This is a genomic window from Paraburkholderia sp. CNPSo 3281 (assembly GCF_024206515.1).
In the GTDB taxonomy this organism is placed as follows: Bacteria; Pseudomonadota; Gammaproteobacteria; order Burkholderiales; family Burkholderiaceae; genus Paraburkholderia; species Paraburkholderia nodosa.
Genome location: NZ_JAMBPS010000006.1, coordinates 82929 through 102589, shown reverse-complemented (window position 1 = coordinate 102589; position 19661 = coordinate 82929). Strand labels below are relative to the sequence as shown.

The window sequence follows — 19661 nt, the reverse complement described above, 5'->3', positions numbered from 1 at the left end:
GGGTTTTTTATCCTGCCGTGCGCACCGCTCAATGCACCGAAGCGTCCTCGCTCTCGGCCTGGCGCTCCGCCTCGTTCGCCGCCGCCAGCGCCGTGGCGTCCGCCGTCGTCTGCACGGTCTGGCGATAGCGCTCGTAGGCTTCGTCGGCATAGCGGATGCGTGCGCGGCCGTGCGGGGCCGGCATGCCGTCCGCGCCCAGGTTCACGAACACCATCTTTTCGATCGTCAGGATGCTCTTGCGCGTGATCTTGTTGCGCACTTCGGCGCGCAGGGTGATCGACGTCCGGCCGAAGTCGGTGGCCGTTATGCCGAGCTCGATGATGTCACCCTGACGCGCCGAGCTCACGAAGTTGATCTCCGACATGAACTTGGTCACCACACGCTGGTTGTCGAGCTGGCAGATCGCGTAGATCGCCGCTTCTTCGTCGATCCAGCGCAGCAGGCTGCCGCCGAACAGCGTGCCGTTCGGATTCAGGTCTTCAGGCTTGACCCACTTGCGAGTATGAAAATTCATGGCTGGTAACTCCCCGAAATGTGATTCGTCCCCAGCTCGCCAATACGAACCTAGGGTTAACACTGAGATGTTACCAGAGATAGGGTTTACCCTAGGTATTTCAATAACCCGCCTGGGTCATTTCGGGAAAAAGGCGCCGGTGGCCGTCAGCACCTGCCGCGCGGCGCTCAGCGACTGGCGCGCCGCTTTCGCATCCGCCGCCACGCGCAGCAGGCCGCCCAGTTGCGCCGGGTCGCGCGCCAGCTCGCGCAGGACAGGAAGCACCGCCGTCGTGCCGTCGTCGCGCAAGCCGGCCATGGCCGCTTTCGGCAGGCTGCGCCACGCCGGATCGACGATCGCTCGGCACACCGCGAACGGCACGCCATGCGCGGCCGCCGCGGCGGCGGCCAGATGCGATTCCATGTCGACGGCAAGCGCCCCGCAGGCGCTGAACAGCGCTGCCTTGTCCGCCGCGCCGGTGAGCGGCGCGGCAACGGCTGCCTCCACGCCGCGCCGGGTTTTTGAGGCGAGCGGCGAGGCCATCAGCGCGTCGGCCATGCGTGCGCTCCAGGCGGCGTCGGTCGCGACGCGCCCGAACGGCCCGTCGATCGCTTGCGCGATCACCAGGGTGCCCGGTTCGAGATCGGGCGCAAGACCGCCCGCCGTGCCGAAGCTGACGATGCCCGCCGCGCCATCCTTGAGCGCCGCCGCAAGCGCGCTCTGCAGCAGATCGGCGCGCGCGGCGTAGACGGCGCGCACGCCGTCATGGCCTTTGCCTGCGGCAATGCTCGCCTCGAAGGCCATGCCCGTCACCGCGATCACGGGCAGGGCGCGCGCCTTGATACCAGCCGCCGCGCTCACAGACCGACCGTGACACGCGTCACGCATGCGCGCTTGAGGTTGCGGTAGCGCGCAAGCGCCCACAGCGGGAAGAACTTGCGATAACCGTGGTAGCGCAGATAGAACACACGCGGAAAGCCCGTGGCCGTGAAGCGCGTTTCGTCCCAGAGGCCGTGTTCCTGCTGCGTTGTCTGCAGATACTCGATGCCGCGTGCCACCGCCGGATGATCGACCGCGCCCGCGGCCATCAGGCCGAGCAGCGCCCAGGCCGTTTGCGAAGCGGTGCTCGTGGCGCGCTCGTAGCCGCGGTATTCGAGCTTGTAGCTGGTGCCGTCTTCGCCCCAGCCGCCGTCGTCGTTCTGGATCTGCACGAGCCATTGCACCGCGCGCGTCATGCGCGGGTCGTCGTGACCGAGGCCGGCCGCGTTGAGGGCGCACAGCGCCGTCCACGTGCCGTAGATGTAATTCATGCCCCAGCGGCCGTACCAGCTGCCATCGGCCTCCTGCTCTTCGAGCAGGTAGTTGTACGCCCGGCGCGCGTGCTCGCTCGCGGGCGGCAGTTCGCCGAGCTGCGCGAGCATCGAAAGGCAGCGGCCCGAGACGTCGGCGGTCGGCGGATCGAGCAGTGCGCCATGGTCCGAGAACGGGATATTGTTCAGGTAGTACTGCGTGTTCTCCGGCTCGAACGCGCCCCAGCCGCCGTTGCTGCTCTGCATGCCGACCACCCATTCGCGCGCGCGCTCGATCGGGGCGTCATAGGCCTTCGTGTTGTCGAGCTTGTCCATGCGATCCATCGCGGCCACGACCACGGCCGTGTCGTCGACGTCGGGGTAGTGCGGGTTCGCGTACTGGAACGCCCAGCCGCCGGGGCGCACCGCCGCACGGCGCGAGATCCAGTCGCCGCGCACGTCGAGAATCTGCAGCGGACGCAGCCACTCGAGGCCGCGGCGCGCGGCATCCTCGGCACGGGCGTCGCCGGTCTCCAGCAGGGCGTGCGCCGCCAGCGACGTGTCCCACACGGGCGAGAGACAAGGCTGGACGTACGCTTCCTCTGTGTGAACCGTCACCAGCTTTTCGAGCGACTGGCGCGCGATCGCGCGATGCGGATGATCGGCGGGATAGCCCAGCACGTCGTACATCATCACGGCGTTGGCCATGGCGGGGAAAATCGCGCCCAGGCCGTCCTCGCCGTTCAGGCGCTCGTCCACGAACGCCACTGCGGCGTCGATCGCGCGCTGGCGCAGGTAGGCCGGAAAGAGCGGATCGGTCACGCGCAGCACGCCGTCCACGGCGCGGAAGAAACCGAACCAACCCTTGCTCTGATGCGGGGAGCGGGCGTTCAGGCCCACGCTGACCGGCGCGCCGCGGAACAGCTCGTCGATGCGCACGCCACGCGGGTTGCGCGCCACCGGACGCTTCGCGCCCAGCACGAGCAGCGGCACGATCACCGTGCGCGCCCAGTACGACACCTTCGACAGATGGAACGGGAACCACTGCGGCAGCAACGTGATCTCGACGGGCATGATCGGGACTGCGTACCACGTCACCACGCCAAACAGCGCGAGCAGGATACGCGTGAACACGTTGACCTGCTCCGCGCCGCCCGCCGCGAGAATCGCCTCGCGCGCACGCACCATGTGCTCGGCATCGTCGGCGTCGCCGATCATCTTGAGTGCGAAGTAAGCCTTCACGCTCGCGCTCACGTCCATTGCGCCGTCGGTGAAGAGCGGCCAGCCGCCGTCCGGCAGCTGGATGCGGCGCAGGTAGCGCGCGATCTTCTGTTCGAGCTCGAGGTTCGCGGTTTCGCCCAGGTAATGCACGAGCAGCACGTATTCGGCCGGGATCGTGGCGTCCGCTTCGAGTTCGTAGACCCAATGGCCATCGGCGCGCTGGTCGGCGAGGATCGCGTCGGTCGCGCGCGCGACGGCGGAGTCGAGCGTCGCAAGCGGTGCGGCGACCGCCGCGGCCGTGTCGCCGGCAAACGTGGGAGTGGGCATCGCCACGCCCGGCGTGGCGATGCCGAGCATGTCCTGGGATAAATCGTTCATCTACGTTCCAAATTTTCGGTCAGGAGCAGCTCGGCGGCCTTGCGGCCCGAGCGGATCGCTCCTTCGATCGTCGCGGGCAGACCGGTAGCCGTCCAGTCGCCTGCAAGCATCAGATTGTTCCAGCGCGTGCGCGTCGCGGGGCGGCGCCATTCCTCGTCGGGCACCGCGGCGAAGGTCGCGCGAGCATCGGCGCACACGCGCCAGGCGGGCAGCGGCTCGAGCGGCAGCGAGGCCGCCTCGGCCACGTCGGCCCACACTCGGCGCGCGATTTCCTCGGGATCGAGGTCGAGCACGCCGCGCGCGTCGTGGATCGTCGCCGAGAGCCGCCCTTCGGCCGTGCACAGCCAGTGGGCCGTGCCGTTGACGAGCGCCATCGGCGTCACGAGGCCCGGGGGCGCCGTCACCGCGTAGTGCACCGTGACGATCGCATTGTGACGCTGCGGCGCCTGCAGCGCCGGCACGAGCGCCGCGGCGGCCGTGCCGGGCACGGCCAGCACCACCGCCTCGTCGGGCGCGAGCGTGATACGCCCGTCTGGAAAATCGAGTGCGACGACGCGGCCCGTCGCGTCGTCGTACTCGATCTCCCGGAGCGGCGAGTCGAGGCGAATCGCCGCTCCGCCGTGCTGAAGCATGCGCAAGGCCGGATCGACGAACGCGCTGGAAAGGCCCCCGCGCGCCGCCAGCGGCCGGAACGACTCGCCGCCCGCCGTGAGCGACTCGCGCAGCATCGCCCCCGCCAGCTCCGCGCTGCCCACGCGCGGCTCGACATTGAGCGCCGTGAGAAAGAACGGGTGCAGCAGCCGGTCCCACAGCACGCCTTCGCAGCGCATGGTCTGCGCCATCGTGCGGCCTGGCTTGGCGAACAGGAGCGGCAGCAGCCCCAGATAGTCCGCGGCGCGCGTACCCGGCACGCGCGAGCGCGAGTCGCCGATCCAGAACGGCATGCGCGAACGCGAGAAGCGCACCGTCCAGCGCGAGCGCGCGGCGATATCCATGAACGCGAAGCCCGGCTCGGTGGGGCCGGCGAGCGCGTCGCCGGCGCCGATCGTGCGCACGTACTCGAGCGTGCGCGCATGTCCCGCCAGCACCAGATGATTGCCCGTGTCGAGCGTCGCCGAAAGCGTGCGGTCGTAGTACGAGCGGCAGCGTCCACCTGCCTGGCCGGCGGCCTCGTAGAGCGCAACCTGCACGCCGCGCCGCTGAAGCCGCACGGCCGTCGCGAGGCCCGCAAGCCCAGCGCCGATGACGTGGACTAGCCGAGGCATCAGAACAGCGCGTAACGCGCGACGATCCACATGAGCCGTGCGCGCGGCTTGCTGACTTTCGTGCGCGGCAGGTCGAAACCACGATCCACGGTGCGCTCGAGCAGCACGCGGTAAACGCCCGACATGATGCGCGGCGCCTTCACCTGCGCGCGCGGTGCGGCGTCCATGATCGCGTCGGCCTGCGCGAAGTGCGCGCGGGCGCGCTGCACGAGCGTCTCGCACACACGCGGCAGCGACGGGTCGGCGGCGATCGTGTGCGGATTGCCCGCCGCGATGCCTTCGCGCGCGAGCAGCTCGCGCGGCAGATAGCAGCGGCTGATGTCCGCGTCTTCGTCGATGTCGCGCAGGATGTTGGTGAGCTGCAGCGCTCGCCCCAGATGGTGCGACAGCAAGCGGCCCGGCTCCTCCTGCATCCCGAAAATTCTCACCGACAGCCGGCCTGCGGCACTCGCCACGCGGTCGCAGTACAGGTCGAGCGTGTCCTCGTCGGGGGCGCAGACGTCCTCGGCGGCGTCCATGGCCATGCCGTCGATCATCGCGTGAAAATCTTCGCGCTGGAGCCCGAACGTATGGATGTGGCGCGTGAGCGCCGCGAGCGAGGCGCGCGGCGTGCCGGCATAGCACGCGTCGATGTCGGCGCGCCATTGGTCGAGCCCTGCCGCGCGCTCGGCGCGCGGCAGGTCGCTGTCCGCGATGTCGTCGACAGCGCGGCAGAAGGCGTAGACCTGATACATGGCGTCGCGCTGCGCGGGAGGCAGGATCCGCATCGCCAGGTAAAACGAGCTGCCCGACGAAGCGGCGGCAGCGTCGGTTTGTTGTGTATCGTCCACGACGAGATTGGAAACAGCCAAGACGATCTCCGCTGGGGGCGCCCTCACCGGGCGTTCGACTCTATTCGGGCCCGCATTGCCGCGGGTCGCCCGCGCGCGCGGACACGCGCGAGGCACCCGACCCTAAAATTGCTCGCCAGGAGGCGCACAAGGCCGGAAACGGGCAAAAGTATATCAACCTTTAGGGGGGCCCGCCGAGGGGGGCCCGCCGAGGGGGCCGCAGTGGAGACAGGGACGCACAGCCCCGGGCATGGGGCGATGAGGCGGATCGAGGCGGGGACTGCCTGCGCCCCGGCGGGGATCAGGCGAGCGCGACCGAGCGGTTGCGCCCCTGGCGCTTCGCCGTGTAGAGGGCGGCGTCCGCCTCGTTGATCATGCCTTCGTAGTCGGGCGCCCCCGTGCGTGCCGTGGCGGCGCCGACGCTGGCCGTCACGGGCACGATCACGCCCTGCACCTCGATCGGCTCGTCGCCGATCGTGCGGCGGATCTTCTCCGCGACGTAGAGCGCGTCGTCGAGCGGCGTGCACGGCAGGAGCAGCGCGAATTCCTCGCCGCCGAAGCGTCCGAACACATCCTGCTTGCGCACCACGCCCGACACGCGTTGCGCCATCGAGCGCAGTACCGTGTCGCCGGCCACGTGGCCGAACTCGTCGTTGATGCGCTTGAAGTGGTCGAGGTCGAACAGCAGCATCGACAGCTCGCCGCCGTAGCGCTGCCAGCGCAGGAATTCGTCGGCGAGGCGCGTTTCGAAAAAGCGCCGGTTCGCGATGCCGGTGAGGCCATCGCGGTCGGCGTATTCGCGCAGCTTGGCCACGGCCTCCTCGCGCTCGCGCTGCATGACGCTCACGTGCGTGACATCCGAGAGGGTGACGCACACGGCGATCACGTCGCGCCCGCGCATGAGCGGCATGAAAGTGCAGTCCTGCTGCATGTAGTCCACACCGCCCGTGATCGGCCGGTCATGGTCGAACTGGAACAGATACGGGCGCTGTTCCCACGAGCTGAACGCGAAGCTGCCCAGCTGGAACACGCTTTCCACCTTGCGCGTGAGCCACGCGCGCGGCAGGTCGGGGAAGCGCTCGAAGATGGAGCGGCCGATCACGTCCTCGGCGGTCACGCCGCTGTGATCCTGCATAAAGCGGTTCCAGCTCAGCACATTCATGTCGCGATCGACCACGAAGATGCCGAAACCCACCCGTTCGACCACGAGGTCCGCTAGTGTTGGCAACCCGGCTGGCTCGTTCATAGGCTATGTAACAACGCGTCGATGGCCCGGCTCACGACATGGATCGACTCCTCGGCCATCAGCATGACGAGGTGGGCGCGAAAGCGCTGGTCTTCCAGCGCGAAATTGACTTCGACGAGCAGCGCGACGTCCCAGGCGAGCAGGCCCGGCTGGAACACCTCGTCGAGCATGATCGCCTCGCCGAGCAGGCCGGGCTGCGAAAACACCGGCATCCGTCCGAGCTGGTCGAGCATCGACGACACGCACGCGCCCGTGAGCGCGTTGGCGACGTCGAACATCAGCTCTTCCTCGGTGAGGGCATCGTCGCCGATCGTCGCGTAAGGTCCGCCGACCAGGCTGCCAAGCTCGGCGATCTCGCCGCTGCGGCAGATCACCAGCGCCTCGCCCTTGATCTCCGAGCGAAAGCCCTGGCGCACGGCCGCAACCGGGCCGTCGATACCGGTCATCTCGCGCAGCGCCTCCGCGGCCTCGGAGACGGCGACCACGCGCACGCGCGGCACCGACAGTTCGATGAAGGCATTGAGCAGCCCCGACAGTCGCGTCGCAGCCTGCCCCATGCCGAGATTGGCGATCTCCTGCAGCGCGTCGCGCTGGAGTTCCGTGAACACTCGATCAGGCATACAACCCGTACTCCTTCAGGATGGGCAGCAGCGCCTCCTGGGTTACCGGCTTTGCGACGAACGCCGCCGCGCCGAGTGCCTGCACGCGCTCGCGGGCACGAGGCTGGACGTCCGCAGAAACGACGATCACGAACGTATTGAGGTCTTCGTGCTGCAACGCTTCGAGGACCTGGAAGCCCGTCAGGTCAGGCATCGTGAGGTCGAGGAACATCACAGCCGCGCGACCGGCGCGGTAATGGGCAAGCGCTTCGTGTCCGTTCGATGCGTACGAAATCGCCACGTCCCAGTCCTCGGGCAGCGCCTTCGTGAGCACCTTGCGGGCTAACAGCGAGTCATCGGCGATCACGATGGGCAAGGACATGGATATGCTGAATGAGTGTGCGTTGGACGGAGTGCGTTTCGACGGATTAACGGCGGCACGGGCAATTACTTTAGGGGAAACTTCAAAGAAAATTGCGAACAGGCCGAATAATGCATAACGCATGAACGGACCCGCGCATTGGCGCGCCGACGCAAGGCGCATGGCCGCGCCGCTGCCCAATGGATACCGGCAACCCGTGCGCCGGTCGTGAAGGCCCTCGTCTGCATGCCTGCAGCCACCCCGTAGCATGGCTATGGCCATGCGCCGTGACGGCGGGCATGGCGTTCATGCGAATGCGTTATTTATCGTGTCCGCGATTCTCGAATCAAATTGAATCAAATGCAACTCGCCGTTAATCAATCAACGAACAAAATCGACTCATTCTGGCTAATTTATGGAAATAAATGATCCATCCCCCAAATAAAGAACGTCGATTATCCCTTTGTGGTACGTTTGCGCTTCGTCGATTTTCGCGAATTCGGCATCCAGGAAGAGGAAAACCCCTGGCGGCGTACCCGTGGGACCATGCTTGCGGCGCGCCGGGGATGCGCTGGCCGTCGGGGCGTCATCGCGGTCGTTTATCATGTCGACTGCCCCGCCGCCTTTTCCCTGCTTTTCCGTACGATGATTGCTGACCGGCCCGAGCGGCCAGACGAACGCATAGCCCAGCCGCCCCCTGCCGACGACGCGCCGTTTCCGGCCGCGCCGGGCCACGACTTCACGGTGCGCCGTCGCACGCTGCTCGCGCTGCTCGCCGCGGCGATCGTGCTGCCGTGCATCTACGTCGCCGCCATGACGTACAACGACTTGCGCGCGCGCGAAGCCGACGCCACCGACACCACGCTGCGCACCGTGCGCGTGGCCGAAGAGCACGCACTCAAGGTGTTCGACATGAACGAGGCGCTCGACGCGCGCGTCGTCGACCTCGTGCGCGGCCTGAACGACGACGGCATCCGCGCCAGCGAGCCGCAGATCCACGAGAAACTCGATGCGATCGGCGGCGGTTATCCGCAGGTGGCCGCGGTGTCGATTTTCGGGATTGACGGCGACCTGCTCGCGAGCAGCCGCTATTCGCCGCCGCCGCCCATGTCGATCGCCGCGCGCGAGGACTTCACCGGCATCCGCGACGGCCGCGTGCTCGACCACGTATCGCGCGTGATGCAGGGCCAGGTGAGCGGCGAGACCGTGTTCAACATGGGCGTGGCGCGCCTCGACGACGCCGGCGGATTCGCGGGTCTCGTCTCGGTCGCCCTGCGCCCCGGTTATTTCAGCTCGTTCTATCGCGACCTGCTCGGCCCCGACTCGCCGATGTCGCTCGGCCTCGTGCGCAGCGACGGCACGATCCTCGCGTTCGATCCGCCGCCGCGCGCGGACGGCCCGGCGATCACACCGCACTCGCCGCTGGGTGCCGCGCTCCTGCGCGGCGCCGAGTCCGGCGTCGTGCGCATGCATTCCGCGCTGCTCGGCAGCAACGTGATCCTCGCGTTCCGGCGCGTGGGCGCGTACCCCGTCTACGTGACCTGCGCGTATCGCACGCCGGCGATCTGGACGGCCTGGTACCGGCACCTGAGCGTGCTCATCATCTCGATGTTCACGCCGTCGATTGCCCTCTGGTACGTGATCTGGCTGTCGCTGCGGCGCCTCGCCGCCGAAGAGGAGGCGTGGGAGCGCTGGCAGGCCGAGGCCTCGATGCGCCGCTCGATCGAATCCGCCTACCGGCAGTCGCGCAAGATGGAAGCGCTCGGAAACCTCGTGGGCAGCGTCGCGCACGACTTCAACAACCTGCTGATGATCGTCTCCGCCAACGTGCAGATCGCGCGTCGGCGCGGCGCGGCGGGCTTCGAGCGCGAGCTCTCGGCGGTCGAGCGCGCGCTCAAGAGCGGCCAGTCGCTCACGCGCCAACTGCTCGGCGTGGCGCGCAAGCAGCCGCTGCGCAACGAGACCATCCACGTCGGACGCTGGCTGCCGGCGGCCCGCGAACTGCTGCGCGCGTCGCTCGGCGCGAAGGTGTCGCTCGTCGTCGAAGTCGACGACGACGTGTGGCCCGTGCTCGTCGACGTGGCCGAATTCGAGCTCGCGCTCATCAATCTCGCCGTGAACGCGCGCGACGCAATGCCCAACGGCGGCCGCTTCACGGTGCGCGCGCGCAACATCAGCTTCCGGCCCGGCGAAGGCTTCCCGCTCGACGGCGACTTCGTGCACGTCACCCTCGAAGACACCGGCACGGGTATGCCGCCGGACGTGCTCGCGCGCGCGTTCGAGCCGCTCTACACGACCAAGTCGAAGGGCACGGGCACCGGCCTCGGGCTGCCGCAGGTGTTTGCGTTCTGCGAGCGCACCGGCGGACTCGCCGCCATCGACAGTGCGATTGGCGCGGGCACGACGGTGCATCTGTATCTGCCGCGCTCGCTCGCCGAGCCGCCCGCGCCGCGTCCGAGCGAGCCGCGCGAGGAGAGCGCCCAGGTGCACCACGGGCTGAACGTGCTGCTCGTGGAGGACAACGACGAAGTCGCGGCCGGCACCGAGGCGCTCCTGCAGATGATGGGCCACCGCGTGACCTGCGCGAGCGACGCGGCGAGCGCGCTGGAACGGGTCGAAGCGCCGCGTGCCGAGGGCGAGCCCACGCCGCGCTTCGACCTCGTGCTTTCCGACATCCACATGCCGGGGACGATGAACGGCATCGATCTGGCCGAGGCCCTGCAGGGGCTCGAGCCGGACCTACCCGTGATCCTCGTGACAGGCTACGCGGAGGAGCTCGAGCGCACGCGCAATGCCGATGTGCGCGTGCTATCGAAGCCGTTCGACATCGCGCTGCTGGAGAAGATACTGGAGGCGATTCGCGAGGACCGCCAGGCGCGTGCGAAGCGCGAGCACGATGCGACGCTCCCGAGCCCGCGTGCATGACAGGACGCGGGTGACACGCCTTGCGGCACGAGGCTTGCGACAGACAGCACGACCCGCAGAATCGGGCGGTTAGACGTCGCGCACAGCATGCGCCAGCCGGTGCACGAGCCACGCACAATCGGCGCATGATGTAAGCGGGCGTCGCCATCTGGCGAAGGAGGCTGCCATGAAACAGACCGTGACCGGCGTTTTCCAAACCTACGACGAAGCACGCCACGCGCAGGACGCGCTGCTGCAACGCGGCTTCGCGGCGGACGACATCGACCTGCCGGCGCGCACAGAGGGCGTGCTGGCCGGCATCGAGCGGCTCGTGGGAAGTTTTTTCTCGTCGACGGGCGATGTGCGTCGCACCACCGAGGCCCAGACGGGCATGACGCCGCCGCCGGGCGAAGCGGTGCGCATCGGCGTGCACGTGAGCGACGAGGCGCACGCCAACCTCGCGTACGAGACGCTGCGCGAGGAGCACGCGACGGAAGTCGCGCTACGCGGCACGCCGTGGGCGTGGCCCGCGACGGACCGTCCGGTCGCGCGCGAGCACTCGGCGCTCGACGAACTCGGGCTCTCCGAATTCGCCGATGCCATGCGCCGCCGTGCCGCGCAAACTGAAGCCGCGCGCGAACAAAGCTCCGTTGACCCGACGCTCGATCCCAACATCGAACGCACCGTCGAACCGATGCGGCCGACGAGCGAAGCCGAAGCGACCGTGCTCACATCGGCAAGCGCACCCGGCGCCGGAGCGGTGATGGGCGCGCATCACGTGGACGTTCCTGGCGCGCCCGAAGCGACGCGACCCGCAGCCGGCGTCGCGCCGCAAATTCCGGACGAATTCCTCGAGTACGAGGAAGACACGCCCGAACACCACAAGGACATGCCGGGGCAGCGCCGCACGTTGCACTGAAGCCCCCGCGCAAATGCGGCGCGGATCGTGATCAGGCGTCAGCGGCCGAGCTGGCGCTTGACCCAGGCTACGTAGGTATCGACGAAGCCCTGCAGGAACTTGCGCGTATCCTCGCTGACGATCTCGCCTTTCTCGTTGATGCGGCTCGCGTCGTGCTTGATGAACATCTCTGGCTGACCGAGCAACGTGACGTCGAGATAGGCGAGCACGTTGCGCAGATGTTGCTGCGAGAGCGCGGTGCCGGTCGCCCCCACCGACGTGCCGAGCACCGCGCCCGGCTTGCCGCGCCACGAATTCGCGCCCCACGGCCGCGAACCCCAGTCGAGCGCATTTTTCAGCCCGCCCGGAATCGAGCGGTTGTATTCAGGCGTGACGAACAGCAGGGCGTCGACCGCTTCGATCTGCTGCTTGAAGCGGCGCGCCACCTCGGGATAGTCGGCGTCGTATTCCTGGCTGTAGAGCGGCAGCACCCCGATGTCGAGATACTCGAACGTAAAATCGGCGGGGGCCAGCGACGTCACCGCGTGTGCGAGTTGCCGGTTGAATGAATCCTTGCGCAGACTGCCGACCACAACTGCGATCTTGTAGGCCATTTCGGTTTCCTCGGAAGCGCGCGCGAAGCGCAGTGGTAGGAAACATCATCATAGACGCCTGCACAATCCGGCGATGCGCGCACGCTCGCTCGGGCCTGCCCGATATCGGCATCGGCGAGGCGTTGTGGATAACCCGGGGTAACGCGAATTTATCCACAGATTTTGGGCATAAGCTTGTGGACAACTTGCGTGGAGAGCCGATGAACACGGGCCTCGCGTCGGATTCGTCTGCAGGTTAGCAAAGATGCAATTTCCATGCGTGCATGGCGAGGATTGCGCCTCGTCCATGCACGCGGGCGCTCGTGCTCGCGATTCGCTCGCTTTTGGCGCGTGAGCAACCCGATGCCTTCATCCCGGCGATGTCAACTGAACAGCGCCGCGACGTTTTCGGTCGGGCGTCCGATCACGGCGCGGCCATCGCGTACGACGATGGGTCGCTGCAGTAGAACCGGATGCCGCACAATTGCTTCGTAGAGCTGATCATCTGTGACGCCGGGTGCATCGAGGCCGAGCTCCGTGTACTCGGTTTCGCTGGTGCGAATCATGTCGAGCAACGGGCCGCCCAGCATCGCGTGCAGCGTCTTCAGTTGGTCGACGGTGAGCGGCTGCTTCAGGTATTCAATCACCTCGATTGGCTCGTTCGCCTTCGCGGTGGAGACCAGCTCGCAAGCCGCGCGGGACTTGGAGCAGCGGGGGTTGTGGTAGATCGTGATCATGACGTCGGAAGTGCGAGATGGGAGTAATGGCTGAGCCTCGGTGAGACCGGGGCATCACTGCGATTTTACCGGGGGCGCGGTGGCGCGCGTAGGGAGCTTCAGCCGACGAGGCGTGACTCTCTTGGCACAGCTTGTTGCCATGGGATCGCGTGCGGGATTCGCGGTGATGTCTTCCGGTCGCGCTTGTGCGAGACGGCGTTGCGATGGAGTGAGGCCGACTTTATGCGCATAAAGCGGTGAGGTGCGCGCATGGACATCTTCCAGTGTGCCCGTTACGCCCCCGATCGACACCACACATCGAAGGCGTCGCCGAGACGGGAATCCCATCCCGGACGCGATCGCTGTGTGGTATCCCCAAACCCCGCCCGAGCTTTATGCGCATAAACCTTGTCCGAATGGCTAATTCAGCCACGAATTACGCCAAAAATCATTGAACTGAAAAACATTCCAGGTAAAATCCCAAGCTAATAGCAAAAAGGAGAATACCAATTGGCAGCAGAGATAATCGCAGTCACGCAACAAAAGGGCGGGGTCGGCAAGAGCACGATCGCGATGCATCTCGGCGCGGCCTTTCACGAGAAGGGGAAGCGTGTTCTCGTCGTGGATGCCGACGGTCAAAACACGCTGGTCCATTGGGCCAGTGCGTCAGCCGACGGTGACACCGGCATCCCGTTCCCGGTCGTCAATCTCTCCGAAGCCGGTGGCCAGATCCACCGGGAGATCAAGAAGTTCGTCAACGACTATGACGTGATCGTCGTGGACTGCCCGCCGTCGATCACGGAGAAGGTCTCCGGCGTGGTATTGCTGGCCGCAACCGTCGCCGTCATTCCGACTTCGTCCTCTCCGGCTGACTACTGGTCGAGTGTCGGTCTCGTGAAGCTGATCCAGCAGGCCCAGGTCATGAACGAAGATCTGCGCGCGGTATTCCTGCTGAACAAGACCGAAGAGAAGCGCATGCTCACCCGCGAGTTGAAGCGCGCCCTCGAAGAGCTTGGTTTCCCTCTGCTCAGAACGCAGATTCCCACACGTGAAGCGTACAAGCAGGCGATGGCCTTGGGCCAGACGGTTCTGCAAATGAACGACCGCGGCGCTCGCCTCGCCGCAGTGGAAGTGCGCGCATGCGCCGACGAGATCGCGGCGATGCTCCCCTGACTTTATGCGCATAAAGGACCCTGAATGAAACCCTCCCAATTCGCCAAAGGCTTTCAGGCTCGCCCTGATACGACGAGCAGCGAGAAGCGCACTGCGCTCGACCGCCTCAACGCCATCGACGGACTCGTCCAGGACAAGCCAAAAACGCGCGATGTTGCTGGGCGCTCGAGCCAGCCTGCGCTTGTGACCGGCCTTGATTCTGCCGTCGAACCGATTCTCGACGACGCCCCCGGCCTCGAACACGAGTCGGTCGAATACCGCGCCTGGCGCATCGCCCAAGGCTACCGTCCGGGGCAGATCATCGAGTTGCCACTCAAGGACATCAAGCCAAGCCCCTTCAATCCGCGTCATTTTTATCTGAAGGCCTCGATCGCCGAACTCGCTGTCAATCTCGCGAAGCAAGGACAGCAGCAGGCGATCCATGTGATTCCCGACTACGCGGCGCCGGGCAGCTACTACGTGAGCGACGGCGGCCGCCGCGTGCGGGCACTGAAAGAAGCGAACAAGGAAGTCGTCAAGGCAATCGTCGTCGATCTGCCGATCGGCATTCAGAGCTACAAACTCGGCTACGACCTGAACGTCCAGCGCGACTCGCAAACCGTTTTCGATAACGCGGTGGTGTGGAAGCGATTCATCGACGAAAAGCATTTCCAGAGTCAACGCGAACTTGCCGATCACCTCGGCCTCGACGAATCGACGGTGGCGGTTGCGCTAGCGATCGGCAAGTTGCCGGAACCGGTCATGCAGGAAATGGTGGCGCGCCCGGACCGCTTTGGCTCGAACATGGCCTATCAGGTCGGGCGCTATCACGGCGCGCGCGGCACCGACGCCACGCTGCGTCTCATCAACCGCATCGTGGCCGACGACCTCAGCACGCGTCAGGTGGCGGATATCGTCAAAGGCAGGGCGAGTGCGCAGGAAAGCCCGAAACCGGCTGGGCGGCAACGCTACGCGCAACGGCTGGAGATCAAACTGGATGGAGTCGCCGTCGGCGACCTGAAGTCATATGGCGACGACCGGCTCGAGTTGCGCCTGAAGGGACTCACCAAAGATCGGCGCGACGCAATTCTTCAGCAGATCGAGCAGATCCTGAAGACGAAATAAGGTGGGAAAATGTGTCGACGGCTGCCATACATTGGGCGGACCGTCGACGATGGAAGCAAAATCGGTTCACGCCTCACGATCGGCCAAACGGCCTCGCCACCACCGCCCCGCATTGCACGGGCCGGCCACCCCTGACGCTCAGGCAGCGCGCGTCTGGCTCAACGTGAACGCGAGCAGATCGCCGTCGGTCGGCTCGCCCCAGGTCTTGCGCGCGAGCCAGTCGAAAAACGCCGTATCGCCCAGTTTCGATTCGAGCCCGCGACGACGCCAGTCGTCGCGCAAATGCGAGCCCAGTCCCGGTAGTTCATCCGTCTCAAACGACTGACGCGCCAGTTCGCGCTCCATGTCGCCCTGCTCCTCGTAGAGCGAGCGCGCTTCCTTGCGCCGATAAGCCGCGTATTCATCGAGCAGCCGCGCCTTCGGATCGTCGGCTGTGACCGCTGCCGCCGCGCTGCGGCCAACGGCCGGTGTGGCGCCTGCCGCGGTCTCGACCGGCGGCGCATAGCCCTTCTTCAACGCGTCCTTGAACAGCGCCGCAGCGCTGCGCACCGGCGGCAGGCTCGTACTGCGCATGCGCTGTTCGGTCAGTTGCAACGCGGCGCGAATGCGGTTTTCCTCGCTGTCGGCGTAGAGCGACTGCGCTTCCTTGAGCGGAATCCCGATCTTGACCATGCGGTCGACGAGCGTGCTGTCGAACACATTCGGATGCTCGTCGAGCGCAAGCATTGGTTGTTTGCGCTCGGTCACGCGAAACTGGATTTCGGCGACCCGGCGCCCTTCGCGATGCTCGATCAACTCGACGAAGATGTTCGTCACCGCGTTGACTTCGGCAATCGCGGGCCGCAGATAATCGCGCTTGAAATACTTGTATTCGCGTTTGGCTTCGTCGCCCGCTTCCGTGTCCGGGGTACCGGAAAGGATCGGGCGCCACCATTCCCAGGTCTCGCGCATCGTCAGATGGCTAGGGTTGGTCAGATAGCGCACGCAAATCTCGTAGAGCGCCAGCCCTGCGCTGCTGCGCAGCTGACTCTGGAATTGCAGGCTCAGGCGCGCGTACTGGACCGGATCCAGCAGCTTCTTCTTGATCTTCGGCGCGAACGAGAACTCCACCCAGACGCGACGGGTCTGCGGATCCTCGAGAATTTCCGCGTCCGCAATCAGCGTGGAGATACCCCATTTGCGGCCAGGCTTCTGGCTCGACGTGCCCTGGCTCCATTCGACCTGCACCGACACCATGCGGCGCAGGTGCTCCTTCACGAGCGCCGTATCGTTCGAATCGAACGCCGAATTGGCGACGATGTCGGACAGCAGCGCACGGTAGGTATCGCCAGACTCGTCGGCCTGCTGGGCGACGGCCAGCAGGACGTTGAACAGCTTGCGGGTCAGCAGGGTGATCTTGCCGCTCTTCGGCTGGATCGCGATCGCCTCAACGGCCTTGCGCAATTCCGCCGAGCTGGGGCTTACCACATCGGTCTTTTTCACGCGCTTCGTGGCCATGCGTCGGGTCGAGGAGAGAATTTCGCGAAAGGATACCGTCTGTGGTGATAGGCGTCTATAGGGCCTCCCTCACCATTGCCGGTGATGCGCATCTCGCGCACGCCACTCACCGCGGGCACCTTCCCGTATCGCCTCACCTTTGGCCAGACGCCCATCCAGCGGGGCGCTTTGCGTCATGCACGATGCGGGCGTATCCCGTATTTCTGCCTGTGTGCCAAGGGTTGCCATCGGCTCCCGTACTCGCTCACCTTAAATATTTTCACGCACCGGTGAAAAAAGTCCCTGGGCGGTCGCAAAATCCTGGCGACCCGCCGGTTGCCGGCTAAACAATCCGCAATGATGCGATCGCACTGCAGCAAAACATGGCGCGCCGCCCGGACAAAGCGATCGGAAGGTCCCAAGAGTGGCGGCCAAGGCTGCCCGACCCAGCGATCGAAGCACCAAATCATCGACGGGGCGCCGATATGCGCCCCACGCATCCCGGAAATTCTCACCAGTCGTCGCGCGAGCCAGACGCATCGATCCGCTCCCGAAGGCCGTCGCTGCGGCTGCCACGCCGCAATCGCTCCTGAAAACCCTCACCTTTGGCGTCCCGGTACGGCTTTGCTGCACCGTCACGACACCTCCCGGAAGTCCTCACCATTCGTGGCGCCGAAAAGAAAAAACCAATGGATTCCGTGACTTATCCACATGCGTCGCAGGCAGGGGCAGGCGAAATCAGGTCCTGCATTCCCTCACCTCAGACCGAGACGCGAGATTCGGCCAGTTGCGAGTTTGCCGAGAAAACCCTCCCGAATAATCTCACCCATGCCGGATTCCAACCGGGAGAAATATCATCCGGGAGCCCGTAATCTCGCTGCCTGCAGCGTAGTGAACGCCAACTTTCTCCCGAATTTGCTCACCTTGGGCAGGAAATATGCCAGAAAACGCTCCCGAAAAGCCTCACCTTAGCCATCCAGGCGCGGGCGGCCGCTGCGGGTTTCGCGGCACTGCGGCAATCTCCCGAAAATTCTCACCTTGTGTCGCGAAATGTCCTCGGGAACGTCCTGCGAGCAGTCGGCAGATCCGCACGGCTCGCGTGCAAGCTCCCGAAAAAGCTCACCTCTGGGCCCCGAAAGCGCCCGTTTCGCCCGATTTCGGGCGTTGGCTCCCGAAAAACTTCACCTTCGATGCGCATTTTTTCCCGATTCTTCTCACCCCACGCGCTTCAGCCCCTCGATTTAGCTGAAAAATGGCGCCAATCGTCGCTCCCGAATCCCCTCACCGTTGCATTTTCCGTAACATCGAAGCCGGGCCCGGCCGAGCGTGATCTGCCCGGCCGTGGCCTCCCGTATCGCCTCACCCTTGCCGGGAAGTCAAGAATCCCCTCGCTCCCGAACCCGCTCACGTCCTTTCCTGCAGCGACTCACCAGCGTTCCCGAAGCCCGCCACCCATCTGTCCTGCAGGCGCTCACCCAGGGTCCCGTAAAGCTTCACCTGCTCGGCCGGAAAGCCCCGCCAGGTAAGGATTTGCCGTGGCGTTAACGTTTTTAACCGGTATCAAGGGTGTTTACTTTTATATCTCTCAAGCAAGAATCCCCCGCGAGCTACCCAAGATATCCACATCCCAAACTAAACGCCACGCCACGTCCAAGTGGCGGCTCGCGTGAAACAACGGATCGCAGTAGAATCAGCAGAGAAATTCGCGCGTTTACAAGGGCTTATGAAACAAAGTTCGATTTGTTTCACGGAAGATCCACGCTGATCTCCCCCCGCGATGCGATAAAAGGCCTCTTGATGGCCATTTCGCGACTACTGGCAATCTCGATCCGTAAAAACGTAGCAAATAGAACGTAATTTGTTATTATTCGTCCACTCCCCTGCCGAGAAGACGAATATGCGAGACCAGGACCGCCAGGCAATCCGCGAAGAAATCGAGGATTTGCGCAAAAACGGAGCACGCAGGCAAGAACTGTCCTTACACGCCTGCAAACGCTTGTTCTTCGATTTCGAGATCAAGCCCTCGATGGCTGCCGTCCGTGAGCTGACCCAAACCGGGAGCGCCAGCGACATCCCCAAGGACATCGAGCTTTTCTGGCAACGCATTCGCGCGACCTCCAAAGTGCGTGTGGGCGCCGGGGCGATTCCGCCCGCGCTGGAAGAGCGCGCCGGCGAACTGCTGGGCGCGCTTTTCGAGGAGGCGCTCGCGCTCGCGGGCGAAGCCCTGCAGGCTGAACGCAGGGAATTCGAAGCCGGCCGCCTCGATGCCGAGCAGGCGACCCGGGACGCCGAGGCCCGTCGTTCAGCCTCCGAGGAGATGCTGCAACGCAGCGAAGCGCGCGTGGAAGCCGCCTATGAGCGGGTGCGCGAACTCGAAAGCCGGCTTGCCGCGGCGTCCGCGCAGGGCGTTGCGGCGCATGGCAACCGCGAAGTGCTGGTACAGCGTCTGGAGACGGAAAACGACGCCCTGCGCAAACGAGTCGAGGCGGAGCAGACCACCAACGCGGGGTTGCGCGATCGCATCGACGGCTTGCACGAGGAAATGCGCAAGAGCACAGAGCACTACGCACAGCAGATCAAGGACGCGCTCGCCGAGGCCGAACGGCGCGTCAAGCCGATGCTGGTCGAACTGGATTCGTTGCGCTCGATGTCGTCGACCTGGCAGGCGGCCCAGCGCGATGCCAGCAAGAAGGAATTTGATTTCATCCAGCAGCTGGCGACGGCGAAGGCCCGCGCCGACCGGCTCGACGCCGTGCTGCGCGAACGGTCCGACGAAGTGGAAGGGCTCACCCGGCAGGTCACGGCATTGCGCGCACAGCAAGGACTCGACACCTCGGTCGCGTCATTGCTTTGTTCACTCGCCGCCGCGGGCCGGCTGGGCGCAACCGAACTGGCGAGCCTCGGCACCGTGGTCGACGGTTACGTCGCGTTGCCGGCGCGTTGTCCTAACTGCCACGAAGGGGAACCGGAATTGTCCGAAGTGGACGATGGTTTCGAATTCACGTGCCCGGAGTGCGAGCACACCTCGGGAACGGGGGCGTCGAAGCTTGCGGCGTACGCGCGCTTCATGGCGGGCAAGCATTCGCACGAACAGGCTTGACGTGAGCTTTTACGG

Annotated in this window: 16 protein-coding genes; 5 read left to right on the top strand and 11 right to left on the bottom strand. The window is 65.5% G+C overall.

What is annotated here, in order from left to right:
• Nucleotides 1–28 precede the first annotated feature (28 nt).
• The 8 genes from M3I56_RS09360 to M3I56_RS09325 form a co-directional block, all read right to left on the bottom strand.
• Entirely contained in the window at nt 29–514 is a 486-nt protein-coding gene (locus tag M3I56_RS09360) for an acyl-CoA thioesterase (protein ID WP_254333187.1), read from the bottom strand.
• A gap of 117 nt (nt 515–631) precedes the next feature.
• Nucleotides 632–1381, bottom strand: a complete 750-nt coding sequence (locus tag M3I56_RS09355; protein ID WP_254353564.1) for a phosphorylase — start codon at nt 1379–1381, stop codon at nt 632–634.
• Nucleotides 1351–3381 (bottom strand): squalene--hopene cyclase, encoded by a 2031-nt coding sequence (gene shc / locus M3I56_RS09350; protein WP_375541699.1) that lies wholly within the window; start codon nt 3379–3381, stop codon nt 1351–1353. Before shc ends, M3I56_RS09355 begins: the two co-directional genes overlap by 31 nt.
• Nucleotides 3378–4646, bottom strand: a complete 1269-nt coding sequence (gene hpnE, locus M3I56_RS09345; RefSeq protein ID WP_254353563.1) for a hydroxysqualene dehydroxylase HpnE — start codon at nt 4644–4646, stop codon at nt 3378–3380. Before hpnE ends, shc begins: the two co-directional genes overlap by 4 nt.
• The gene (gene hpnD / locus M3I56_RS09340) at nt 4646–5497 is read right to left on the bottom strand and encodes a presqualene diphosphate synthase HpnD (protein ID WP_254353562.1); all 852 of its coding nucleotides are present in this window, start codon (nt 5495–5497) and stop codon (nt 4646–4648) included. The genes hpnE and hpnD overlap by 1 nt, the downstream gene beginning before the upstream one ends.
• Nucleotides 5498–5777: 280 nt before the next feature.
• On the bottom strand, nt 5778–6722 hold the full coding sequence (locus tag M3I56_RS09335; RefSeq protein ID WP_254353561.1) for a diguanylate cyclase: 945 nt from the start codon (nt 6720–6722) through the stop codon (nt 5778–5780).
• Complete coding sequence (locus tag M3I56_RS09330; protein WP_028202797.1) at nt 6719–7342, bottom strand: chemotaxis protein CheC; 624 nt, start codon at nt 7340–7342, stop codon at nt 6719–6721. Before M3I56_RS09330 ends, M3I56_RS09335 begins: the two co-directional genes overlap by 4 nt.
• Nucleotides 7335–7703 carry a response regulator gene (locus tag M3I56_RS09325; RefSeq protein ID WP_028202798.1) on the bottom strand — a complete coding sequence of 123 codons (369 nt, stop codon included), beginning with the start codon at nt 7701–7703 and terminating at the stop codon, nt 7335–7337. Before M3I56_RS09325 ends, M3I56_RS09330 begins: the two co-directional genes overlap by 8 nt.
• 624 nt (nt 7704–8327) lie before the next feature.
• On the opposite strand from M3I56_RS09325, the gene M3I56_RS09320 reads away from it, so the two are divergent.
• Both M3I56_RS09320 and M3I56_RS09315 read left to right on the top strand, forming a co-directional pair.
• A complete protein-coding gene (locus M3I56_RS09320) occupies nt 8328–10607 on the top strand; it encodes a hybrid sensor histidine kinase/response regulator (protein WP_254353559.1) in 2280 nt (759 codons plus the stop codon).
• Between the two features lie 166 nt (nt 10608–10773).
• Nucleotides 10774–11505: a hypothetical protein gene (locus M3I56_RS09315; protein ID WP_254353558.1), complete on the top strand. Its 732-nt coding sequence runs from the start codon at nt 10774–10776 to the stop codon at nt 11503–11505.
• Nucleotides 11506–11543: 38 nt separating this feature from the next.
• On the opposite strand, the gene M3I56_RS09310 is transcribed toward M3I56_RS09315, so the two are convergent.
• Nucleotides 11544–12098, bottom strand: a complete 555-nt coding sequence (locus tag M3I56_RS09310) for an NADPH-dependent FMN reductase (RefSeq protein WP_254353557.1) — start codon at nt 12096–12098, stop codon at nt 11544–11546.
• Between the two features lie 362 nt (nt 12099–12460).
• Nucleotides 12461–12814, bottom strand: coding sequence for an arsenate reductase (glutaredoxin) (gene arsC, locus M3I56_RS09305; RefSeq protein ID WP_254353555.1), 354 nt, complete (start codon nt 12812–12814; stop codon nt 12461–12463).
• A 489-nt stretch (nt 12815–13303) separates the two neighbouring features.
• Between arsC and parA the strand changes: the two genes are divergently transcribed.
• Both parA and M3I56_RS09295 read left to right on the top strand, forming a co-directional pair.
• On the top strand, nt 13304–13966 hold the full coding sequence (parA, locus tag M3I56_RS09300; RefSeq protein WP_042271984.1) for a ParA family partition ATPase: 663 nt from the start codon (nt 13304–13306) through the stop codon (nt 13964–13966).
• Between the two features lie 24 nt (nt 13967–13990).
• On the top strand, nt 13991–15070 hold the full coding sequence (locus M3I56_RS09295) for a ParB/RepB/Spo0J family partition protein (RefSeq protein ID WP_254353554.1): 1080 nt from the start codon (nt 13991–13993) through the stop codon (nt 15068–15070).
• A gap of 138 nt (nt 15071–15208) precedes the next feature.
• Here M3I56_RS09295 and M3I56_RS09290 read toward each other — a convergent pair whose 3' ends face one another.
• Complete coding sequence (locus M3I56_RS09290) at nt 15209–16567, bottom strand: replication initiation protein (protein ID WP_254353553.1); 1359 nt, start codon at nt 16565–16567, stop codon at nt 15209–15211.
• A gap of 1876 nt (nt 16568–18443) precedes the next feature.
• On the opposite strand from M3I56_RS09290, the gene M3I56_RS09285 reads away from it, so the two are divergent.
• A complete protein-coding gene (locus M3I56_RS09285; RefSeq protein WP_254353552.1) occupies nt 18444–19646 on the top strand; it encodes a DNA-binding protein in 1203 nt (400 codons plus the stop codon).
• The last annotated feature ends 15 nt before the right edge of the window (nt 19647–19661 follow it).